This is a genomic window from Pseudomonas sp. PSPC2-3, assembly GCF_049898265.1.
GTDB classification, from domain to species: Bacteria; Pseudomonadota; Gammaproteobacteria; order Pseudomonadales; family Pseudomonadaceae; genus Aquipseudomonas; species Aquipseudomonas veronii.
Genome location: NZ_JAFCXJ010000011.1, coordinates 107,816 through 125,113 on the forward strand (window position 1 = coordinate 107,816; position 17,298 = coordinate 125,113).

General features: G+C 62.0%; 16 protein-coding genes. 11 read left to right on the forward strand and 5 right to left on the reverse strand.

Annotated elements, in window-relative coordinates:
- Position 1 precedes the first annotated feature (1 nt).
- On the forward strand, positions 2–1,099 hold the full coding sequence (locus ACP7E3_RS24785; protein WP_128192023.1) for a DNA alkylation repair protein: 1,098 nt from the start codon (positions 2–4) through the stop codon (positions 1,097–1,099).
- Between the two features lie 134 nt (positions 1,100–1,233).
- Here the strand turns inward: ACP7E3_RS24785 and ACP7E3_RS24790 are convergent, their stop codons facing one another.
- Positions 1,234–2,127, reverse strand: coding sequence for a LysR family transcriptional regulator (locus ACP7E3_RS24790; protein ID WP_017847052.1), 894 nt, complete (start codon positions 2,125–2,127; stop codon positions 1,234–1,236).
- Positions 2,128–2,256: 129 nt separating this feature from the next.
- On the opposite strand from ACP7E3_RS24790, the gene ACP7E3_RS24795 reads away from it, so the two are divergent.
- From ACP7E3_RS24795 to ACP7E3_RS24820, 6 genes are all read left to right on the forward strand, one after another.
- Entirely contained in the window at positions 2,257–3,924 is a 1,668-nt protein-coding gene (locus ACP7E3_RS24795) for a GMC family oxidoreductase (RefSeq protein WP_169881438.1), read from the forward strand.
- Between the two features lie 115 nt (positions 3,925–4,039).
- Complete coding sequence (locus tag ACP7E3_RS24800) at positions 4,040–5,662, forward strand: MFS transporter (protein ID WP_108525649.1); 1,623 nt, start codon at positions 4,040–4,042, stop codon at positions 5,660–5,662.
- Between the two features lie 166 nt (positions 5,663–5,828).
- Positions 5,829–7,778 carry a DNA topoisomerase III gene (locus tag ACP7E3_RS24805; RefSeq protein WP_079444999.1) on the forward strand — a complete coding sequence of 650 codons (1,950 nt, stop codon included), beginning with the start codon at positions 5,829–5,831 and terminating at the stop codon, positions 7,776–7,778.
- Between the two features lie 131 nt (positions 7,779–7,909).
- Complete coding sequence (locus ACP7E3_RS24810; protein WP_017847048.1) at positions 7,910–8,350, forward strand: CBS domain-containing protein; 441 nt, start codon at positions 7,910–7,912, stop codon at positions 8,348–8,350.
- A gap of 8 nt (positions 8,351–8,358) precedes the next feature.
- On the forward strand, positions 8,359–9,195 hold the full coding sequence (locus ACP7E3_RS24815) for an NAD-dependent protein deacetylase (protein WP_126588463.1): 837 nt from the start codon (positions 8,359–8,361) through the stop codon (positions 9,193–9,195).
- Positions 9,196–9,712: 517 nt separating this feature from the next.
- Entirely contained in the window at positions 9,713–10,042 is a 330-nt protein-coding gene (locus tag ACP7E3_RS24820; protein WP_017847046.1) for a hypothetical protein, read from the forward strand.
- A gap of 57 nt (positions 10,043–10,099) precedes the next feature.
- Here ACP7E3_RS24820 and ACP7E3_RS24825 read toward each other — a convergent pair whose 3' ends face one another.
- Positions 10,100–11,002, reverse strand: a complete 903-nt coding sequence (locus tag ACP7E3_RS24825; RefSeq protein WP_046384021.1) for a LysR family transcriptional regulator — start codon at positions 11,000–11,002, stop codon at positions 10,100–10,102.
- Between the two features lie 133 nt (positions 11,003–11,135).
- Between ACP7E3_RS24825 and ACP7E3_RS24830 the strand changes: the two genes are divergently transcribed.
- From ACP7E3_RS24830 to ACP7E3_RS24840, 3 genes are read left to right on the forward strand one after another with little or no spacing between them, the layout of a single operon-like run.
- Positions 11,136–11,834 carry a CoA transferase subunit A gene (locus ACP7E3_RS24830; protein ID WP_017847044.1) on the forward strand — a complete coding sequence of 233 codons (699 nt, stop codon included), beginning with the start codon at positions 11,136–11,138 and terminating at the stop codon, positions 11,832–11,834.
- A 36-nt stretch (positions 11,835–11,870) separates the two neighbouring features.
- Positions 11,871–12,530 (forward strand): CoA transferase subunit B, encoded by a 660-nt coding sequence (locus tag ACP7E3_RS24835; protein ID WP_010566045.1) that lies wholly within the window; start codon positions 11,871–11,873, stop codon positions 12,528–12,530.
- Between the two features lie 11 nt (positions 12,531–12,541).
- Positions 12,542–13,723, forward strand: coding sequence for an acetyl-CoA C-acetyltransferase (locus ACP7E3_RS24840; RefSeq protein ID WP_046384023.1), 1,182 nt, complete (start codon positions 12,542–12,544; stop codon positions 13,721–13,723).
- 59 nt (positions 13,724–13,782) lie between these two features.
- On the opposite strand, the gene ACP7E3_RS24845 is transcribed toward ACP7E3_RS24840, so the two are convergent.
- Together ACP7E3_RS24845 and ACP7E3_RS24850 are read right to left on the reverse strand one after the other, a co-directional pair.
- Positions 13,783–14,199 (reverse strand): PaaI family thioesterase, encoded by a 417-nt coding sequence (locus tag ACP7E3_RS24845; RefSeq protein WP_079443303.1) that lies wholly within the window; start codon positions 14,197–14,199, stop codon positions 13,783–13,785.
- A 126-nt stretch (positions 14,200–14,325) separates the two neighbouring features.
- Positions 14,326–15,411, reverse strand: coding sequence for a DUF1615 domain-containing protein (locus tag ACP7E3_RS24850; RefSeq protein WP_426124720.1), 1,086 nt, complete (start codon positions 15,409–15,411; stop codon positions 14,326–14,328).
- A gap of 145 nt (positions 15,412–15,556) precedes the next feature.
- On the opposite strand from ACP7E3_RS24850, the gene ACP7E3_RS24855 reads away from it, so the two are divergent.
- Positions 15,557–16,171 carry a LysE family translocator gene (locus tag ACP7E3_RS24855; protein WP_046384025.1) on the forward strand — a complete coding sequence of 205 codons (615 nt, stop codon included), beginning with the start codon at positions 15,557–15,559 and terminating at the stop codon, positions 16,169–16,171.
- A gap of 56 nt (positions 16,172–16,227) precedes the next feature.
- Here ACP7E3_RS24855 and hemB read toward each other — a convergent pair whose 3' ends face one another.
- Positions 16,228–17,202, reverse strand: a complete 975-nt coding sequence (gene hemB, locus ACP7E3_RS24860) for a porphobilinogen synthase (protein WP_017847039.1) — start codon at positions 17,200–17,202, stop codon at positions 16,228–16,230.
- Positions 17,203–17,298: the final 96 nt, after the last annotated feature.

Below are 17,298 nucleotides of genomic sequence, written 5' to 3' on the forward strand. Positions count from 1 at the left end.
GATGACCGACCAAAGCGCCCCGGCCCTCAAGGAAATCTTCAACGCCGAACGCCTGCAACACATCGCCACCGAGATGACGGCGGTGTACCCGGCGTTCGACGCCCAGGGCTTTCTCCAGCACGCCAAGGCCGGGCTGGCCGAGTTGTCGGTGATGCAGCGCGTGGCGCGGGTCAGCGACAGCCTGCATGCGGTGATCCCGCTGGATTACCCACAGACTCTCACGCTGCTCTATGCCCTCGCGCCGCGCTTGAACAGCGGCTTTGTCAGCCTGTTCCTGCCGCACTACGTGGCGAGTCATGGCCGGGATGACTTCGAGCGCTCCATGGCCGCGCTCAAATATTTCACCACCTTTGGCTCCGCCGAATTCGCGATCCGGCACTTCTTGCTGCACGACTTCCAACGCACCCTGGCGGTGATGCAACAGTGGTCGCTGGATGACAACGAACACGTGCGCCGCCTCGCCAGCGAAGGCTCGCGACCGCGCCTGCCGTGGTCATTCCGCCTGGCCGACGTGCAGGCCACCCCCGCGCTGTGCGCGTCGATCCTCGACAACCTCAAGGCCGACAGCAGCCTCTACGTGCGCAAGTCCGTGGCCAACCACCTCAACGACATCACCAAGGACCACCCCGATTGGGTCCTCAGCCTGATCGAAGGCTGGTCGCTGGATAACCCGCACACCGCCTGGATCGCCCGCCATGCACTGCGCAGCCTGATCAAGCAGGGCAACACCCGCGCGCTGACGATCATCGGCGCGGGAGCCAAGGCCGAGGTCAAGATTCATCACCTGCGCGTCACGCCGGCGGTGATCACACTGGGGGAGCGGATCAACCTGACCTTCAGCCTCGAATCCACCGCCGCCGCACCACAAAAACTGGTGGTGGACTACGCCATCGACTACGTAAAAAGCGCCGGCCACCGTGCGGCCAAAGTGTTCAAGCTCAAGGCCTTTACCCTTGGCGCAGGCGAGCAGCAGCACATCAGCCGCGAACAACATATCCGTGAACTGACCACGCGCAAGCACTACCCGGGCAAGCATGCGGTGCATGTGCTGGTGAATGGAGAACGGCTGGGCAGCGCGGAATTCGTCTTGCGCGATTGACTCAGTTCAAGCAACACCACAGATCCAATGTGGGAGGGGGCTTGCCCCCGATAGCGCTGCTTCAGTCATGCATGTTTTGGCTGACACACTGCTATCGGGGGCAAGCCCCCTCCCACATTTTTGATCCAGGTTCTTCAGGTGGACCCGCCGAGCAACAGTGCCTGCTCCCGCGCGCACAACTCCACCACGTAATCCCACAACACCCGCAGCCGCACTGACTTGTGCAGTTCCCGGCGCGAGCTGATCCAATAGCTGCGCTGAATCCCCTCCCCCGGCAACAACGCCACCAGGTCCGGATCACCGGCCGCCATGAAGCACGGCAACACCGCAATCCCCAGCCCGGAACGCGCCGCCTGGTGCTGGGCGATCACGCTGGTGCTGTGGAACACCACTTTGGGGTTGCGGCAGAAGCTGCTGAGCAGTTTCAGTTCCTGGCTGAACAGCAGATCGTCGACGTAATCGATCCAGGCATGGGCGGCGAGGTCTTCGCGTTTTTCAATCGGCGGGGTGCGCGCCAGATACGCGCGGCTGGCATAGAGCGCCAGGCGGTAGTCGGTGAGTTTGCGCGTGACCAGTTGATCGACGCTGGGACGTTCGAGGTGGATGCTGATTTCGGCTTCGCGGTTGAGGATGCTGACGAAACGCGGCACGGCCACCAGCTCCACTTCCAACCCCGGATAGCGCTCGAACAGCCCGCCCATGCGGCTGGCGAGGAACATCACCCCCAGCCCTTCGGCCACGCCCAGGCGGATCTTGCCCAGGGGCGCGGCGGTGTGGGTCAGTTCGTCTTCGGCCAGCAGCGCGACGTTTTCCATGGCTTCGGCGTGTTTGAGCAGGGCCTCGCCGGACGGCGTCAACTCATAGCCGTGGGCGTGCTGCACAAACAACGCGGTGCCGAGGCTTTTCTCGATCGCCTCGATATGCCGCGCCACGGTGGCGTGGGTGGTTTTCAGGCGTTGCGCGGCGGTGAGCAGGCGGCCGCTGCGCTGCAACTCAAGAAAAAACCGCAGGTCATTCCAGTCGAACATAGCGCCTCCAATCCGTGAGCCTGGACCGCACTGTTTAAAAACGCACAGCCACTGGGTAAAAACTAACATTTTTAAGACGAAAACTAACAACTAGGATGGAGCCAATAAGAAAAACAAGCGAGACCTCAGATGCCCACTGCAACTGCTGAATACGATTACATCGTCGTAGGCGCCGGCCCCGCAGGCTGCCTGCTGGCCAATCGACTGTCCGCCAACCCCGCCCACCGTGTGCTGTTGCTTGAAGCCGGTGGTCGCGACAATTACCCCTGGATTCACATCCCCGTCGGCTACCTGTTCTGCATCGGCAACCCACGCACCGACTGGTGCTTCAAGACCGAAGCCCAGGCCGGCCTGCAAGGCCGCGCCCTGAGTTACCCGCGGGGCAAGGTGCTCGGCGGTTGTTCGTCGATCAACGGCATGATCTACATGCGCGGCCAGGCTCAGGACTACGACGGCTGGGCGGCGGCAGGCAACCCGGGCTGGGCGTGGGAAGACGTGCTGCCGCTGTTCAAGCACAGCGAGAACCATTTTGCTGGCGGTTCGGCATTTCACGGCGACGGCGGCGAGTGGCGCGTCGAGCAACAGCGATTGCATTGGCCGATCCTGGATGCGTTTCGCGAGGCCGCGGCGCAAAGCGGCATCGCCAATGTCAGCGACTTCAACCAGGGCGATAACGAAGGCTGCGGTTACTTCCAGGTCAACCAGAAGGCCGGCGTCCGCTGGAATGCGGCCAAGGCGTTCCTCAAACCGATCCGCCAACGGCCGAACCTGACGGTCTTGACCGAAGTCGAAGTCGACCGCGTGTTGCTGGAAAACGGCCGCGCATCGGCAGTGGTCGGGCGTCAGCACGGCCAGTCGCTCCGTTGGAAGGCCCGTAAGGAAATCGTGTTGTGTGCTGGCGCCGTGGGTTCGCCCGGCATTTTGCAGCGTTCGGGGATTGGCCCCGCCAACGTGCTCAAGCCGCTCGGCATCAATGTGTTGCATGAACTGCCGGGGGTTGGCGGCAACCTGCAGGACCACCTGCAACTGCGGCTGATCTACAAGCTGGAAAACGCGCGCACCCTGAACCAGATCGCGGGCAGCGTGTGGGGCAAAATGGGCATGGGCCTGCGTTACCTGTATGACCGCAGCGGCCCGCTGTCGATGGCGCCCAGCCAGCTCGGTGCGTTTGCCCGCTCGGGCCCGGAACAAACCTCGGCCAACCTTGAATACCATGTGCAGCCGCTGTCCCTGGAGCGCTTCGGCGAGCCGCTGCACGCGTTCCCGGCGTTTACCGCGTCGGTCTGCGACCTGCGCCCGCAAAGCCGCGGGCGTATCGATATTCGCTCGGCCAACCCGGCGGATGCGCCGTTGATCCAGCCCAATTACCTCAGCCATCCGCAAGACCTGCGGGTGGCCGCCGACGCGATTCGCCTGACTCGACGGATCGTCGCCGCGCCGGCCCTGAGCCCGTTCAAACCGGTGGAATACTTGCCCGGCGATGCGCTGCAAACCGAAGAGCAACTGCACGAAGCCGCGGCGCGCATCGGCACAACGATCTTCCATCCGGTGGGCACCTGCCGCATGGGCAGTGACCAGGACGCGGTGGTCGACGCGCAGTTGCGGGTGCATGGCGTGCCGGGGCTGCGCATCGCCGATGCCTCGATCATGCCCCGCATCACATCCGGCAATACCTGCTCACCGACGCTGATGATCGCGGAGAAAGCCGCGCAACTGATCCTTTCACCGAACACTGTAGGAGCGAGCTTGCCCGCGAAAAACACAAAGGCGCCGCGTTCATCCAGATTTCCCGCGTAATCGTTGGCGATTTTCGCGAGCAAGCGCGCGCCTACAGAGGAACGGAAAACAGACCGGCGCTGAGGTTGGCGCCGACAGTGGAACAACAATAAATAATCACTGTGAGGGATACCCGATGTCAGAACATGCTCAAACCCTGGGCTCGGCGGTCAGCACGAGCACCGTCAGCGAATCGAGAAAAGTCATCTTCGCCTCGTCCCTGGGGACGGTATTCGAGTGGTATGACTTCTTCCTCTATGGCGCCCTCGCGGCGGTGATCAGCAAACAGTTCTTTGCCGGGGTCAACGACACCACGGCGTTTATCTTTGCCTTGATGGCCTTCGCGGCCGGCTTTGTGGTGCGCCCGTTCGGCGCGCTGGTGTTTGGCCGCCTGGGCGACATGATCGGGCGCAAGTACACCTTCCTCGTGACCATTATCCTGATGGGTGTGGCGACGTTCTGTGTCGGCCTGCTGCCGACGTATGCCAGCATCGGCATTGCCGCGCCGGTCATCCTGATCGCCCTGCGCATGCTGCAAGGCCTGGCGTTGGGCGGCGAGTACGGCGGCGCGGCGACCTATGTCGCCGAACACGCCCCCGCCGGCAAGCGCGGCCTGCACACCAGCTGGATTCAATCCACCGCCACCCTGGGGCTGCTGTTGTCATTGCTGGTGGTGCTGGCCTGCCGCTACTTCACTGGCGATCAGTTCGAAGTGTGGGGCTGGCGCATTCCGTTCCTGTTTTCCATCGTGCTGCTGGGCATTTCCACCTGGATCCGCATGAGCCTGCATGAATCGCCGGCGTTCCTGAAAATGAAGGAGGAAGGCAAGGCCAGCAAGGCGCCGATCCGCGAGTCCTTCGGCAAGTGGGAAAACCTCAAGGTGGTGCTGATTGCGCTGTTCAGCATCAACGGCGGGCAAGCGGTGACCTTTTACGCGGCACAGTTCTATGTACTGTTCTTCCTCACGCAGTTCCTGAAGATGGACCCGGCCCTGGCCAATATGCTGCTGATCATCAGCGTGGTGATTGGCGCACCGTTCTTTATCTTCTTCGGCTGGCTGTCGGACAAGATCGGGCGCAAACCGGTGCTGATGCTCGGCCTGCTGCTGGCGACCGCGCTGTACTTCCCGATCTTCAAGGGCCTGGCGCACTACACCAACCCGGCGATGGACCAGGCCAGTCGCCAGGCGCCGATCACCGTGCTGGCCGACCCGGCCACCTGCACCTTCCAGTTCGACCCGGTGGGCAAGGCGCGTTTTGACAGCCCCTGCGACAAGGTCAAGACCTTCCTGGTCAAGCAAGGCCTGCCCTACAGCAGCGCCGCCGCCCCCGCAGGCAGCCCGGTGCAGGTGAGTGTGGGCGACGTGCACATCGATGGCTTTGACGAGTCGGCCCTGCGCGCCGCCGTGACCCTGGCCGGCTACCCGACATCGGCGGATGTGGCGCAGGTCAACAAGGTGATGGTGGTGGTGCTGATCGTGGTGCTGATCCTGATCGCGGCCATGTGCTACGGCCCGCTGGCGGCGTTGATGGTGGAACTGTTCCCGACACGCATCCGCTACACCTCGATGTCCCTGCCCTATCACATCGGCAACGGCTGGTTTGGCGGCTTCCTGCCGACCGTGTCGTTTGCCCTGGTGGTGTACACCGGCGATATCTTCTATGGCTTGTGGTATCCGGTGGTCGTGACCGGGGTGAGCCTGGTTGTCGGGATGTTCTGCCTCAAGGAAACGCGGCATGTGGATATCGACAACAACTGACCCGACCACCTGAACACCGCAGGTCCCCTGTGGGAGGGAGCAAGCCCCCTCCCACATCTGCTCTGCGGCGCCACACAAATTGCTGTACATCCATACAGATAATGGTTGCTCAAATCCCTCGGACTACGCATCCTGCAAGGCATCAACCCGATCTGATGTGATGACCATGCGGCTGTTCCTCTGTGAAAAACCCTCCCAGGCCAAGGATATTGCGGCCGTGCTCGGCGCCACGCGCCGTGGCGACGGTTGCTGGCTGGGCAACGGGGTGACCGTCACCTGGTGCATCGGCCACCTGCTGGAAACCGCCCCGCCCGACGCCTACGACGCCAAGTACAAGCGCTGGGTGCTCGCCGACCTGCCGATCGTCCCGGACAAATGGAAGATGCGGGTCAAGCCCAAGACCGCCGCCCAGTTCAAGGCGGTCAAGCGCCTGCTGGGGGAAGCCTTGGAACTGGTGATCGCCACCGACGCCGACCGCGAGGGCGAAATGATCGCCCGCGAGCTGGTGGAACATTGCCGCTATCGCGGGCCGATCCAACGCCTGTGGCTGTCGGCGCTGGACGACGCCTCCATCCGCAAGGCCCTGGCCGCGCTCAAACCCGGCGCCGAGACCTTCAGCCTGTACCACTCGGCCCTCGGCCGTTCCCGCGCCGACTGGCTGATCGGCATGAACATGAGCCGCCTGTTTACCTTGCTCGGCCGCCAATCCGGTTACCAAGGCGTGCTGCCGGTGGGCCGGGTGCAAACCCCGACCCTGCGCCTGGTGGTCGACCGCGACCGCAGCATCGCCGATTTCGTACCGGTGGCCTACTGGGCCATCGACGTCGACCTGCGCCACGCGCACATGACCTTCACCGCCCAATGGCGCGCCGTCGACGATGCCTGTGACGACCAAGGCCGCTGCCTCAACCCGCAACTCGCCCGGGACGCCGCCGACGCCATGACCCACGCCGCCAGTGCGCGGCTGGTGAAGTTGCGCACCGAACGCATGCGCGAGGTCGCGCCCCTGCCCTTCGACCTGGGGACGTTGCAGGAAATCTGCTCGAAGAAGCTCGGTCTCGGCGCCCAGGAAACCCTGGACATCGCCCAATCGCTGTACGAAACCCACAAGGCCATCACCTACCCGCGCAGCGATTGCGGCTACCTGCCATTGAGTCAGCATGGCGACGCGGCGAAGATCCTTGCCGCCCTGGGCCGGGCCGACGCGGCCGTCAACGAACTGATGCCGCATCTCGATCCCCAGCGCCGCTCGCGGGCGTGGAACGACGCCAAGGTCAGCGCCCACCACGGCATCATTCCCACCGGCGCCGGCAAGGATGCCGGGCAGCTCACCGGCAAGCATCGGGCGGTCTACACACTGATTCGCGCGCGCTACCTGGCGCAGTTTCTGCCCAACCATGAATACGACCGCACCCAGGCGGATTTCGACTGTGCCGGCCAAGCGCTGCGCGCGGTGGGCAAAGTCGTCATCGAGCCGGGCTGGAAACGCGCGCTGCCCGAAGCCCTTGCACCCGCCAAAGGCCGTGAGGCGCCAGTGCCGCAAGCCCTGCCGGCGCTGGTGCAGGGCCAGGATTACGCCGTTGCCAAGGTCAACCTCAAGGACCTGTGGACCCAGCCGCCCAAACCCTTCACCGAGGGCGACCTGATCAAGGCGATGAAAAACGTCGCCAAGCTGGTGGAAGACCCGTTGCTCAAGCAAAAGCTCAAGGACACCACCGGCATCGGCACCGAAGCCACCCGCGCCGGGATCATCCAGGGCCTGCTGGACCGAGGCTACCTGGTGAAGAACGGCAAGGCCCTCTCGGCCACCCCGGCGGCGTTCAGCCTGATCGATGCGGTGCCGCGCGCCATCGCCGACCCGGGCACCACGGCGATCTGGGAACAGGCGCTGGACATGGTGCAAAGCGGCGAAATGAGCCTGGAAGAATTCGTCGCCAAGCAAGCGGCCTGGATGAGCAAGCAAGTGGCCCGCTGCAACGGTATGCGTATGACCATCACCGGCCCCGCCAGCCCGGCAGGCCGCGGCGCCACCCCGTGGAAGAAGAAACGCACGGCCGCGCCCCGCAAGACGGCGGCCAGCCCAAAGCGGGCGAAAAAGCCGACAAGTACCGGGTAAACCATGAATAAATCCGGCGGATGACGTTTTTCGACAGTTTTAACGCCGCTTTGGTCCTTGCTCCGGCGCCGGCCGTCTAGGATTCTGTAGGGGATTGCTGACTTCCTAACAACAACACCGGAGTGGCCACCATGAAAACCGTCTCAGAAGTACTCAAAGCCAAAGACAAGCAAAACCAGGAAGTCCACACCATTGAATGGGACCACACCGTATTCGAAGCGTTGGTGGTGATGTCATCGAAAAATGTCGGGGCCTTGCCGGTCGTCAAGCAGGGTGAGGTGGTTGGCATCATCAGCGAGCGCGATTACGCACGGAAGCTGATACTCAAAGGCCTTTCTTCCGTCACCACCAAAGTCCACGAGGTCATGAGCTCTCCAGTCATCACGGTCGATGCCCACAAGACAGTCGAAGCCTGCATGAACATCATGACCGACAGTCACCTGCGCCACCTACCGGTGGTCGTCGACGGAAAACTGCTGGGCCTGCTCTCCATCGGTGACCTGGTCAAGGAAGCCATTGCCGAACAAGCCAACCTGATCAAGCAACTGGAGCAATACATTCGCGGCGAATAGAAGAGCCCATGCTCGAACATCAAGAAGACCACCTCGACACTCTGCACCGGGCCATGGCCGCACGGCGTTTTCTGGTGCTGACCGGGGCGGGGATCAGCACGTCATCAGGTATCCCGGATTATCGGGACAGCGAAGGCGTGCGCCGAGGCAAGGCGCCGATGATGTACCAGGAGTTCCTGGCCACCCCGCAAGCGCGGCGCCGTTATTGGGCACGGGCGATGCTGGGCTGGCCACGGGTGCGGATTGCGCAGCCGAACCAGGCCCACCTGGCGCTGGCCGCCTTGCAACATCGCCAGCGTATCAGCGGGCTGATCACACAAAACGTCGACACGCTGCATGACCAGGCCGGTAGTGAGGATGTGATCGAGCTGCATGGCAGCTTGCATCGCGTGCTATGCCTGGATTGCCATCGGCCCAGCGCACGCGATGTGATCCAACGGTTGATGGAGGCCGAGAACCCGTACCTGGCGGGCGTCGACGCCGTGCAGGCACCCGACGGCGATACGCTGCTCGACGCAGCGTTTGAACAACGTTTTCGCGTGCCCCGCTGCCCCCATTGCGACGGTGAACGGCTCAAACCGGACGTCGTGTTCTTCGGCGAAAACGTTGCCCAGGCCACCGCCGCCAGGGCGATGGCGGCGGTGGAACACGCCGAGGGGCTGTTAGTGGTGGGGTCGTCGCTGATGGCCTATTCGGCGTTTCGCCTGTGCAAGGCGATGGTCGAGCAAGGCAAACCGGTGATTGCCATCAATCTGGGCAAGACCCGTGGGGATGAGTTGTTGCAACTGAAGATCGCGGCATCCTGCGAGCGGTTGTTGCCGCTATTGGCAGAGCGCCTGGGATAGCCAGGGCACGCCCCTCAAAAATCAGCGGGAGACCCGGGCAAGCCAACGAACTGCAGCGACCCACCGCACAAAAAATGACGCCTAAGTCACACCTCCTCGCATGCCCCCGTCCCCACGGCGATTTATGTAGTGATCAAAAATAATCACTACATAACCGTTGACGTAACCTTTTTGTCCTTGCATGATCTAGACGTCTCCCGGATCGGGAGCGTTGGTAACAAGCGTTTTGAACAAGCTCGTCTGACCGCCGAGCTGTTTCTTCCGGATGTGCACTGCCCACAAGGCAGATTGATGAAGCTGACCGACCCGAAGGGTTCGGTACAAGGAGCTCAAACGCTGCTTGTCTTCGTTATGAAACCATTGCGTAGCAGTTCATCAGCAAGACTACATGCATCAGGTTCAAGACCCTGCCCGTATTCGGCAGACCGTCACTGACGCCCGGTTTTCGGAACCGGAGACAACTAAGCAGTTTTAACGAATCAATTGATAGATCGCCAACTGGTCAAGGGGCTTACACATGAATCTGAACAACCAACCAACTATCGAAGAATTGGCTGAGATGTTCGCAGCGCAGAAAGACACACTCGACGACCATATCCTGTGGATTGGCAAATCGGGCAAAGTCCAAATTGACTGCCTGGCGCCCCACACCGAAGAAGCCGAGTTCGACAAAAACAACCGTGAACTGGCGGCGCGCCTGAAGATGTACCGCCGTGGCCAGGGTTATGTCGGCAAGAAAGCGGCGGCCGATCGCAATTTCATCGAGCAAGTGTTCGACACACTTAACCACGCGTGGGAGTCTTTCAAAGACAACTCGCAAGTTAAAGTAATCGACCGCTACTACTAAGTACTTCTCAACTAATGTGGGAGCTGGCTTGCCAGTTCCCACATTTTTTATGCAACTTCAAAAGTTGGGGTAACGCCCTTTCCCTGCTTCATCGCGGAAAATATCAAACAACACCTGTGCCGCCGCCGACAGTTCATGCCCCGGTTTGGTCAACACACCAATCGGCCGCTCGATCACCGGATCGGTCAAGGTGATGCAATGGGCGCCCGCCTCCTGCATCTGCTGCGCACATAATGCCGGTACGGCGCTGACCCCCAGGCCACTGGCAACCATCTTGCCCACCGTCGCCAATTGATGACTCTCCAGCGCCACCGGCAATTTCATCTGCAAGGCACCCAGATGCTCCTCCAGCATCACCCGTACCGTCGAGGGTCGTTGCAGGGCAATGAACGGTTGTTCCAACAGGCTTTTCCAGTCGATTTCAGCACGCAGTGCCAAGGGTGAATCCATGGGCACCACGGCAATGAAGCGGTCCAGGTATAACGGCGTAAACGCCAGCGACGACCCCTCGGACGGTTCGAACGCCACGCCCAACTCGACCTGGCGATCACGGACCATTTCCAGCACCTGTTCGTTGATCAGGTCATGCACCGTCACGTTCACATGGGGGTAACGCGCGCGGAATATCTTCAGGATCGGCGGCAGCAGGTTGCCCGCAAACGACGGCATCGCCGCCACCGTTACGCGCCCGCGCTGCAGGGTGAAGCGCTGGCGCAGTTCATCCTCGGCGTTGTCCCAATCGGCAATCAGCCGACGCGCCAGCGGCAATAAGGATTCCCCTTCAGGGGTCAGCGCGACATTCCGTGTATTGCGGCTGAACAAGCGCCCGCCCAGCCCTTCTTCCAGGCCTTTGATGGTCAGGCTCAGCGCCGACTGAGAGAGGTGCAGGCGCTCGCAGGCGGCGGCAAAACTCAGGCTCTGCGCCACGGCCAAAAAGGCACGCATCTGTTTGACGGTCATGACATTACTCCGGACGACGGCTCGACTATGCAGTTTTTTAAATCAATCAACCTTAAAAAACAACTTAACAAATCAATCCGTCGGCGCAACACTCGAGGCATTGGCTGGCCCACTAACAATAAAAGAGGTGCATATGGCAGGTTTCGATAAACGCGTGGCGTCCTATGAAGAAGCCCTCGCAGGCCTGGAAGATGGCATGACCGTACTCGCTGGCGGCTTTGGCCTGTGCGGCATTCCGGAAAACCTCATCGCCGAGATCAAGCGCAAAGGCACCCGCGACCTGACCGTGGTTTCCAATAACTGCGGCGTCGACGGCTTTGGTCTGGGCGTGCTGCTGGAACAAAAGCAGATCCGCAAAGTGATCGCGTCTTATGTGGGCGAAAACGCCCTGTTCGAGAAGCAACTGCTCAGCGGCGAAATCGAAGTGGTGCTCACCCCCCAAGGCACCCTGGCGGAAAAAATGCGCGCCGGCGGTGCTGGCATTCCGGCCTTCTTCACCGCCACCGGCGTCGGCACCCCGGTGGCCGAAGGCAAGGAAACCCGCGAATTCAACGGTCGCCCGTACCTGATGGAAGAATCCATCACCGGTGACTTCGCCATCGTCAAAGGCTGGAAAGCCGACCACTTCGGCAACGTCATCTACCGCCACACCGCCCAGAACTTCAACCCGCTGGCCGCCACCGCCGGCAAGATCACCGTGGTCGAAGTCGAGGAAATCGTCGAACCGGGCGAGCTGGAACCGTCGCAGATCCACACCCCTGGCATCTACGTCGACCGGATCATCTGCGGCACCTTCGAGAAGCGCATCGAACAGCGCACCGTCCGCAAATAATCCCTCCAGCCCGAAGAGAACAAGAGGAACAGCACAATGGCTCTCACCCGCGAACAAATGGCTCAACGCGTCGCCCGCGAAATGCAGGACGGTTTCTACGTCAACCTGGGCATCGGCATTCCGACCCTGGTGGCCAACTACATCCCGGAAGGCATGGAAGTGATGCTGCAATCGGAAAACGGCCTGCTCGGCATGGGCCCGTTTCCCACCGAAGACACCATCGATGCCGACATGATCAACGCCGGCAAACAAACCGTGACCGCGCGCATCGGCGCCTCGATCTTCTCCTCCGCCGAGTCCTTCGCAATGATTCGCGGCGGCCATGTCGACCTCACCGTGCTCGGCGCGTTTGAAGTGGACGTACAGGGCAACATCGCCTCGTGGATGATCCCGGGCAAGCTGGTCAAGGGCATGGGCGGCGCCATGGACCTGGTGGCCGGCGCGGAAAACATCATCGTGATCATGACCCACGCCTCCAAGGACGGTGAGTCCAAATTGCTCAGCCAATGCACCCTGCCGCTGACCGGTGCCCACTGCATCAAGCGTGTGCTGACGGACCTTGCATACCTGGAAATCGACAACGGCGCCTTTATCCTAAAGGAGCGTGCCCCAGGGGTCAGTATTGAAGAGATTGTCAGCAAGACAGCCGGTAAACTAATCGTCCCCGACCACGTTCCAGAAATGCAATTCCAGTGAGGACACATTCCATGCAAGACGTTGTGATTGTTGCTGCCACACGTACCGCCGTAGGCAGTTTTCAAGGATCGCTCGCGAGCATCCCGGCACCGGAGTTGGGCGCTGCCGTAATCCGTCGCCTGCTGGAGCAGACCGGCCTCGACCCGGCCCAGGTGGATGAAGTGATCCTCGGCCACGTACTCACCGCAGGCTCAGGCCAGAACCCGGCGCGCCAGGCGTCGATCCTCGCCGGCTTGCCCCATGCCGTACCCGCGATGACCTTGAACAAGGTCTGCGGTTCGGGCCTCAAGGCCCTGCACCTGGGCGCCCAGGCCATCCGTTGTGGCGATGCCGACGTGATCATCGCCGGCGGTATGGAGAACATGAGCCTGGCCCCCTACGTATTACCTGGTGCGCGCACCGGTTTGCGCATGGGCCACGCCAAGATGATCGACAGCATGATCACCGACGGCCTGTGGGATGCATTCAACGACTACCACATGGGCATCACCGCCGAGAACCTGGTGGACAAGTACGGCATCAGCCGTGAAGCCCAGGACGCCTTCGCCGCCGCGTCCCAGCAAAAAGCCGCCGCCGCCATCGAAGCCGGCCGCTTTGCCGATGAGATCACGCCGATTCTGATCCCGCAGCGCAAGGGCGACCCGGTGGCCTTCGCCGTGGATGAACAACCGCGCGCCGGCACCACCGCCGAGTCGTTGGCCAAACTCAAACCCGCGTTCAAGAAAGACGGCAGCGTCACTGCGGGCAACGCGTCCAGCCTCAACGACGGCGCCGCCGCGGTGCTGCTGATGAGCGCCGACAAGGCCAAGGCCCTTGGCCTGCCCGTTCTGGCGCGTATCGCCAGCTACGCCAATGCCGGCGTCGACCCGGCCATCATGGGCATCGGCCCGGTCGCGGCCACCCGCCGCTGCCTGGACAAAGCCGGCTGGAGCGTCGGCGACCTGGACCTGGTCGAAGCCAACGAAGCCTTTGCCGCGCAATCCCTGGCGGTGGCCAAAGAGCTGGAATGGGACGCCGACAAAGTCAACGTCAACGGCGGCGCGATTGCCATTGGCCACCCGATCGGCGCATCAGGCTGCCGCATACTGGTGACCCTGCTGCACGAAATGATCAAGCGCGACGCCAAAAAAGGCCTGGCGACACTGTGCATCGGTGGCGGCCAAGGCGTAGCCCTGGCCCTTGAGCGCAGCTGATTCAAGAGCAACACACGAAAAGGCCCGGTTCCACGAAAAACCGGGCTTTTTTTCGTCTGTCAGTCCGCACGCGGCACCGCAAACACCGCGTTCGCCCGCGCCACGACTTTCTCCTCCACCTGCAGACTCACCGTGGCAAACGCCATTTGCCGGCCACGCTTGTGATGCTCCAGTCGTACCACGATCCACTCCCCCACTTGCACCGCGCCCAGGTAATCGACAGTCATGCTCGCGGTAATCAACGGCAATGGCGGCTCACTGGAAAACGCCATCGCGTAGCCCATGCCGATATCCGCCAGAGTCGCCAACACCCCGCCATGCACCGTGCCGCGGCCATTGGCATGACGGTTGTCGGCGCGCAGGCCGATTTCCAGTTGCAGACCTTCACCCCGGCAATACGCCGGGCCCAACAAGTCGAGCAGCGGGCTGCTGCGCGGCAGTGAGACAAAACCTTCGGGCACGGCGTGAGCGATCATCGCGGAGTCTTCCTTGGAGTCAGGCATGAGGTGTACCCCAGGCCTCACACGGCGACCATTACCATCAGCCGCACATATCCTCTGCAATGCCTGGGGCTGATTCGCCAACCCCGCTCAGGACCGGCCTCAGCGCTTCGTACAGCGCTGATAACGCTCATCCACCCGCTGGGCGAACCAGGCAGTGGTCAGATTGCGAGTGATCTTCGGGCTCTTGAGCACGATGCCCGGCAGGATCGCGCGCGGCAGCGGTTTGCCGGCCGCCGTGTCGGCCAGGGCAAACACGCGGGTGTAGAGCGTGGTCTGCTCAAAATCCAACTGTTCGCCCTGCTCCAGCTGACTGCGGATGCTGGGGTTGCGCATGCCCAGCCGGGCGCCGAGGGAACGCACTGCCAATTCGGTGCTGCCGGGCAGCAGCGAACCGTAGCGGATCAAATCCCCGTCCAGCGCCAACTCGGTGCCTGAGACGCGGCTGACGGCGGCCTGGAACGCAGCGTTGCGGCTGGCGTACCAACCGGCGTTGAAGTCGGCAAACCGGTACAACGGCCGGTCATAACTCACCGGGTAACCAAGCAAATGGGCGATGCCGAAGTACATGCCGCCACGTCGCGTGAACACTTCCCGACGGATCGTGCCGTCTACCGTGTAGGGATAACCCCGCGCCTGCTTCTGCGCAAAGTCGATGCTGACTTGCATCGGGCCGGCGGTGTGTACCGGGTTGAAGCCGCCAAACAGCGTATTACCCAAGGGCACCATGCTGATGAAGTCATCGAAGATCCCGCTCAAGTCTTTCTCCGTGCGGGCGGCATTCAAGCGATCGGCGTAGGACTTACCAGTGGGCGAACGCAGTTGCAGTGCCGTGCGGACCAACACCGCCGGCACATGCACCTTACCGGCACGGCGCAGGATTTCATCCTGGGCGATCTTGCCCATGTTCGGCACAGGTGGGTCGACCTGGTAAGTGGACTCTTGCTCAGTCACCGCCAGCACGGCGCAGATGTTTTCGGTACTCGGGTAGATGTGCTGGGTATCGAAAGCGGTGTAGATATCCTGGGCCCAACCGTTGCGATCGGCGACCTTGGCGGGCAGCAAACGCACGATCTGCGCCTTGACCTCAGCTTCACTGCGCTCCGGCTGTTGCGGGCCGCGTGTGGTCGAGCAACCGGCCAGCACCAGCAAGGGCGTGAGACACAGGATCAGGCGGCGTAGGTGCATGGGGCTTCCTTGAGGGGCGATGGGCCGGGCGATGCAGATATCGACCGATAAGTCTAACGCGGGTTCGCCCTGTGGCCCCCTCGCCAACACAATGCGAATATGACAGGATCTTTCACCGACCATTCGTACAAGGAGTTTGAATGCCATGCTCAGCATGAACTTTCTCATCACCTGCCTGATCGTTGTGCTGATTCCCGGCACCGGCGTGATCTTTACCGTGTCCACGGGGCTCATGGCCGGTAAGCGCGCCAGCGTGTTCGCCGCGCTGGGCTGTACCGCTGGGATCATCCCGCACTTATTGGCATCCATACTCGGCCTTTCCGCCCTGCTGCACACCAGCGCATTGGCATTCGAAGCGCTGAAATTCGCCGGAGCCGCCTACTTGCTGTACCTGGCCTACGCCACTTGGCGCGATCGTTCGGCCTTCGCGGTGAATGACACACCAACGGCAACCACGGCCCGTGGCCTGATGCTGCGCGGCTTTTTGCTGAATATTCTCAACCCCAAGCTGACGATTTTCTTCCTGGCCTTCCTGCCTCAGTTCGTCACACCGGCCAGCACGGCGCCGGCCTTGCAAATGCTGGTGCTGAGCGGCGTGTTCATGGCCATGACGTTTGCGGTGTTTGTGGTGTATGGCCTGCTGGCCAATGTGTTTCGCCGCGCAGTGATCGAGTCACCACGGGTACAGAACTGGCTGCGGCGCAGTTTTGCGGCGGCCTTTGCGGGGTTGGGCTTGAACCTGGCGCTCGCACAGCGCTGAAAAACGCTGCAACCCACTGTGGGGGACGGGCTTACCCGCCCCACAGGTTGGGCGCTTTAGATCCCTGCCAGCGCCAGGTCCATGGCGAAGTAAGTGAAGATCAGGTCCGCGCCGGCGCGCTTGATCGAACCCAGGGTTTCCCGCACCACGCGGTCCTCATCGATCGCGCCTGCCTGAGCACCGAATTTGATCATCGCGTACTCGCCGCTGACCTGATACGCCGCCACCGGCAGGCGCGAGGCTTCGCGGATGTCGCGGATGATGTCGAGGTAGGCACCGGCCGGTTTGACCATCAGCGCATCCGCGCCTTCCTGCTCGTCCAGCAGCGATTCACGCACGGCTTCGCGGCGGTTCATCGGGTTCATCTGATAGCTTTTGCGGTCTCCCTTGAGCGCGCTGCCACCCGCTTCACGGAACGGGCCGTAGAGGGCCGAAGCGAATTTGGTGGAGTAGGCCATGATCGGAATATGGGTAAAACCGGCGTCATCCAACGCCCGGCGAATCGCCTGAACCTGGCCGTCCATCGCCGCCGACGGCGCGATCACATCGGCACCGGCACGAGCCGCCGCCACGGCTTGCTTGCCGAGGTTGACCAAGGTCGCGTCGTTGTCGACATGGGCGCCATGCATCACACCGCAATGGCCATGATCGGTGTATTCGCAGAAACAGGTGTCGGACATCACGATCATTTCCGGCACGGCGTCCTTGATGATCGAAGACATGCGCGAGACCAGGCCGCGCTCCTTCCAGGTGTCGCTGCCACTGGCGTCCAGGTGGTGGGACACGCCAAAGGTCATCACCGATTTGATCCCGGCGCGGGCATAGCGCTCGATTTCCCCGGCCAGCTTTTTCTCAGGGATGCGCAACACACCCGGCATGCTGGTGATCGGTACGAAGTCGTCGATTTCTTCTTCGACGAAAATCGGCAGCACCAGATCGTTGAGGGTGAACTCGGTTTCCTGGAACAAGCTACGCAACTCCGGGGAGCGGCGCAGACGGCGTGGGCGGGCTTGAGGGAACTGGCTGGTCATGGCTGTCCTGAATAAGGCTAAAAACGTTGGGGCGAAAGCGTATGCCCCCCGACCCCGGCAGCGCAAATGCCAGGCAGGCAATAGTTTATGGCAAGG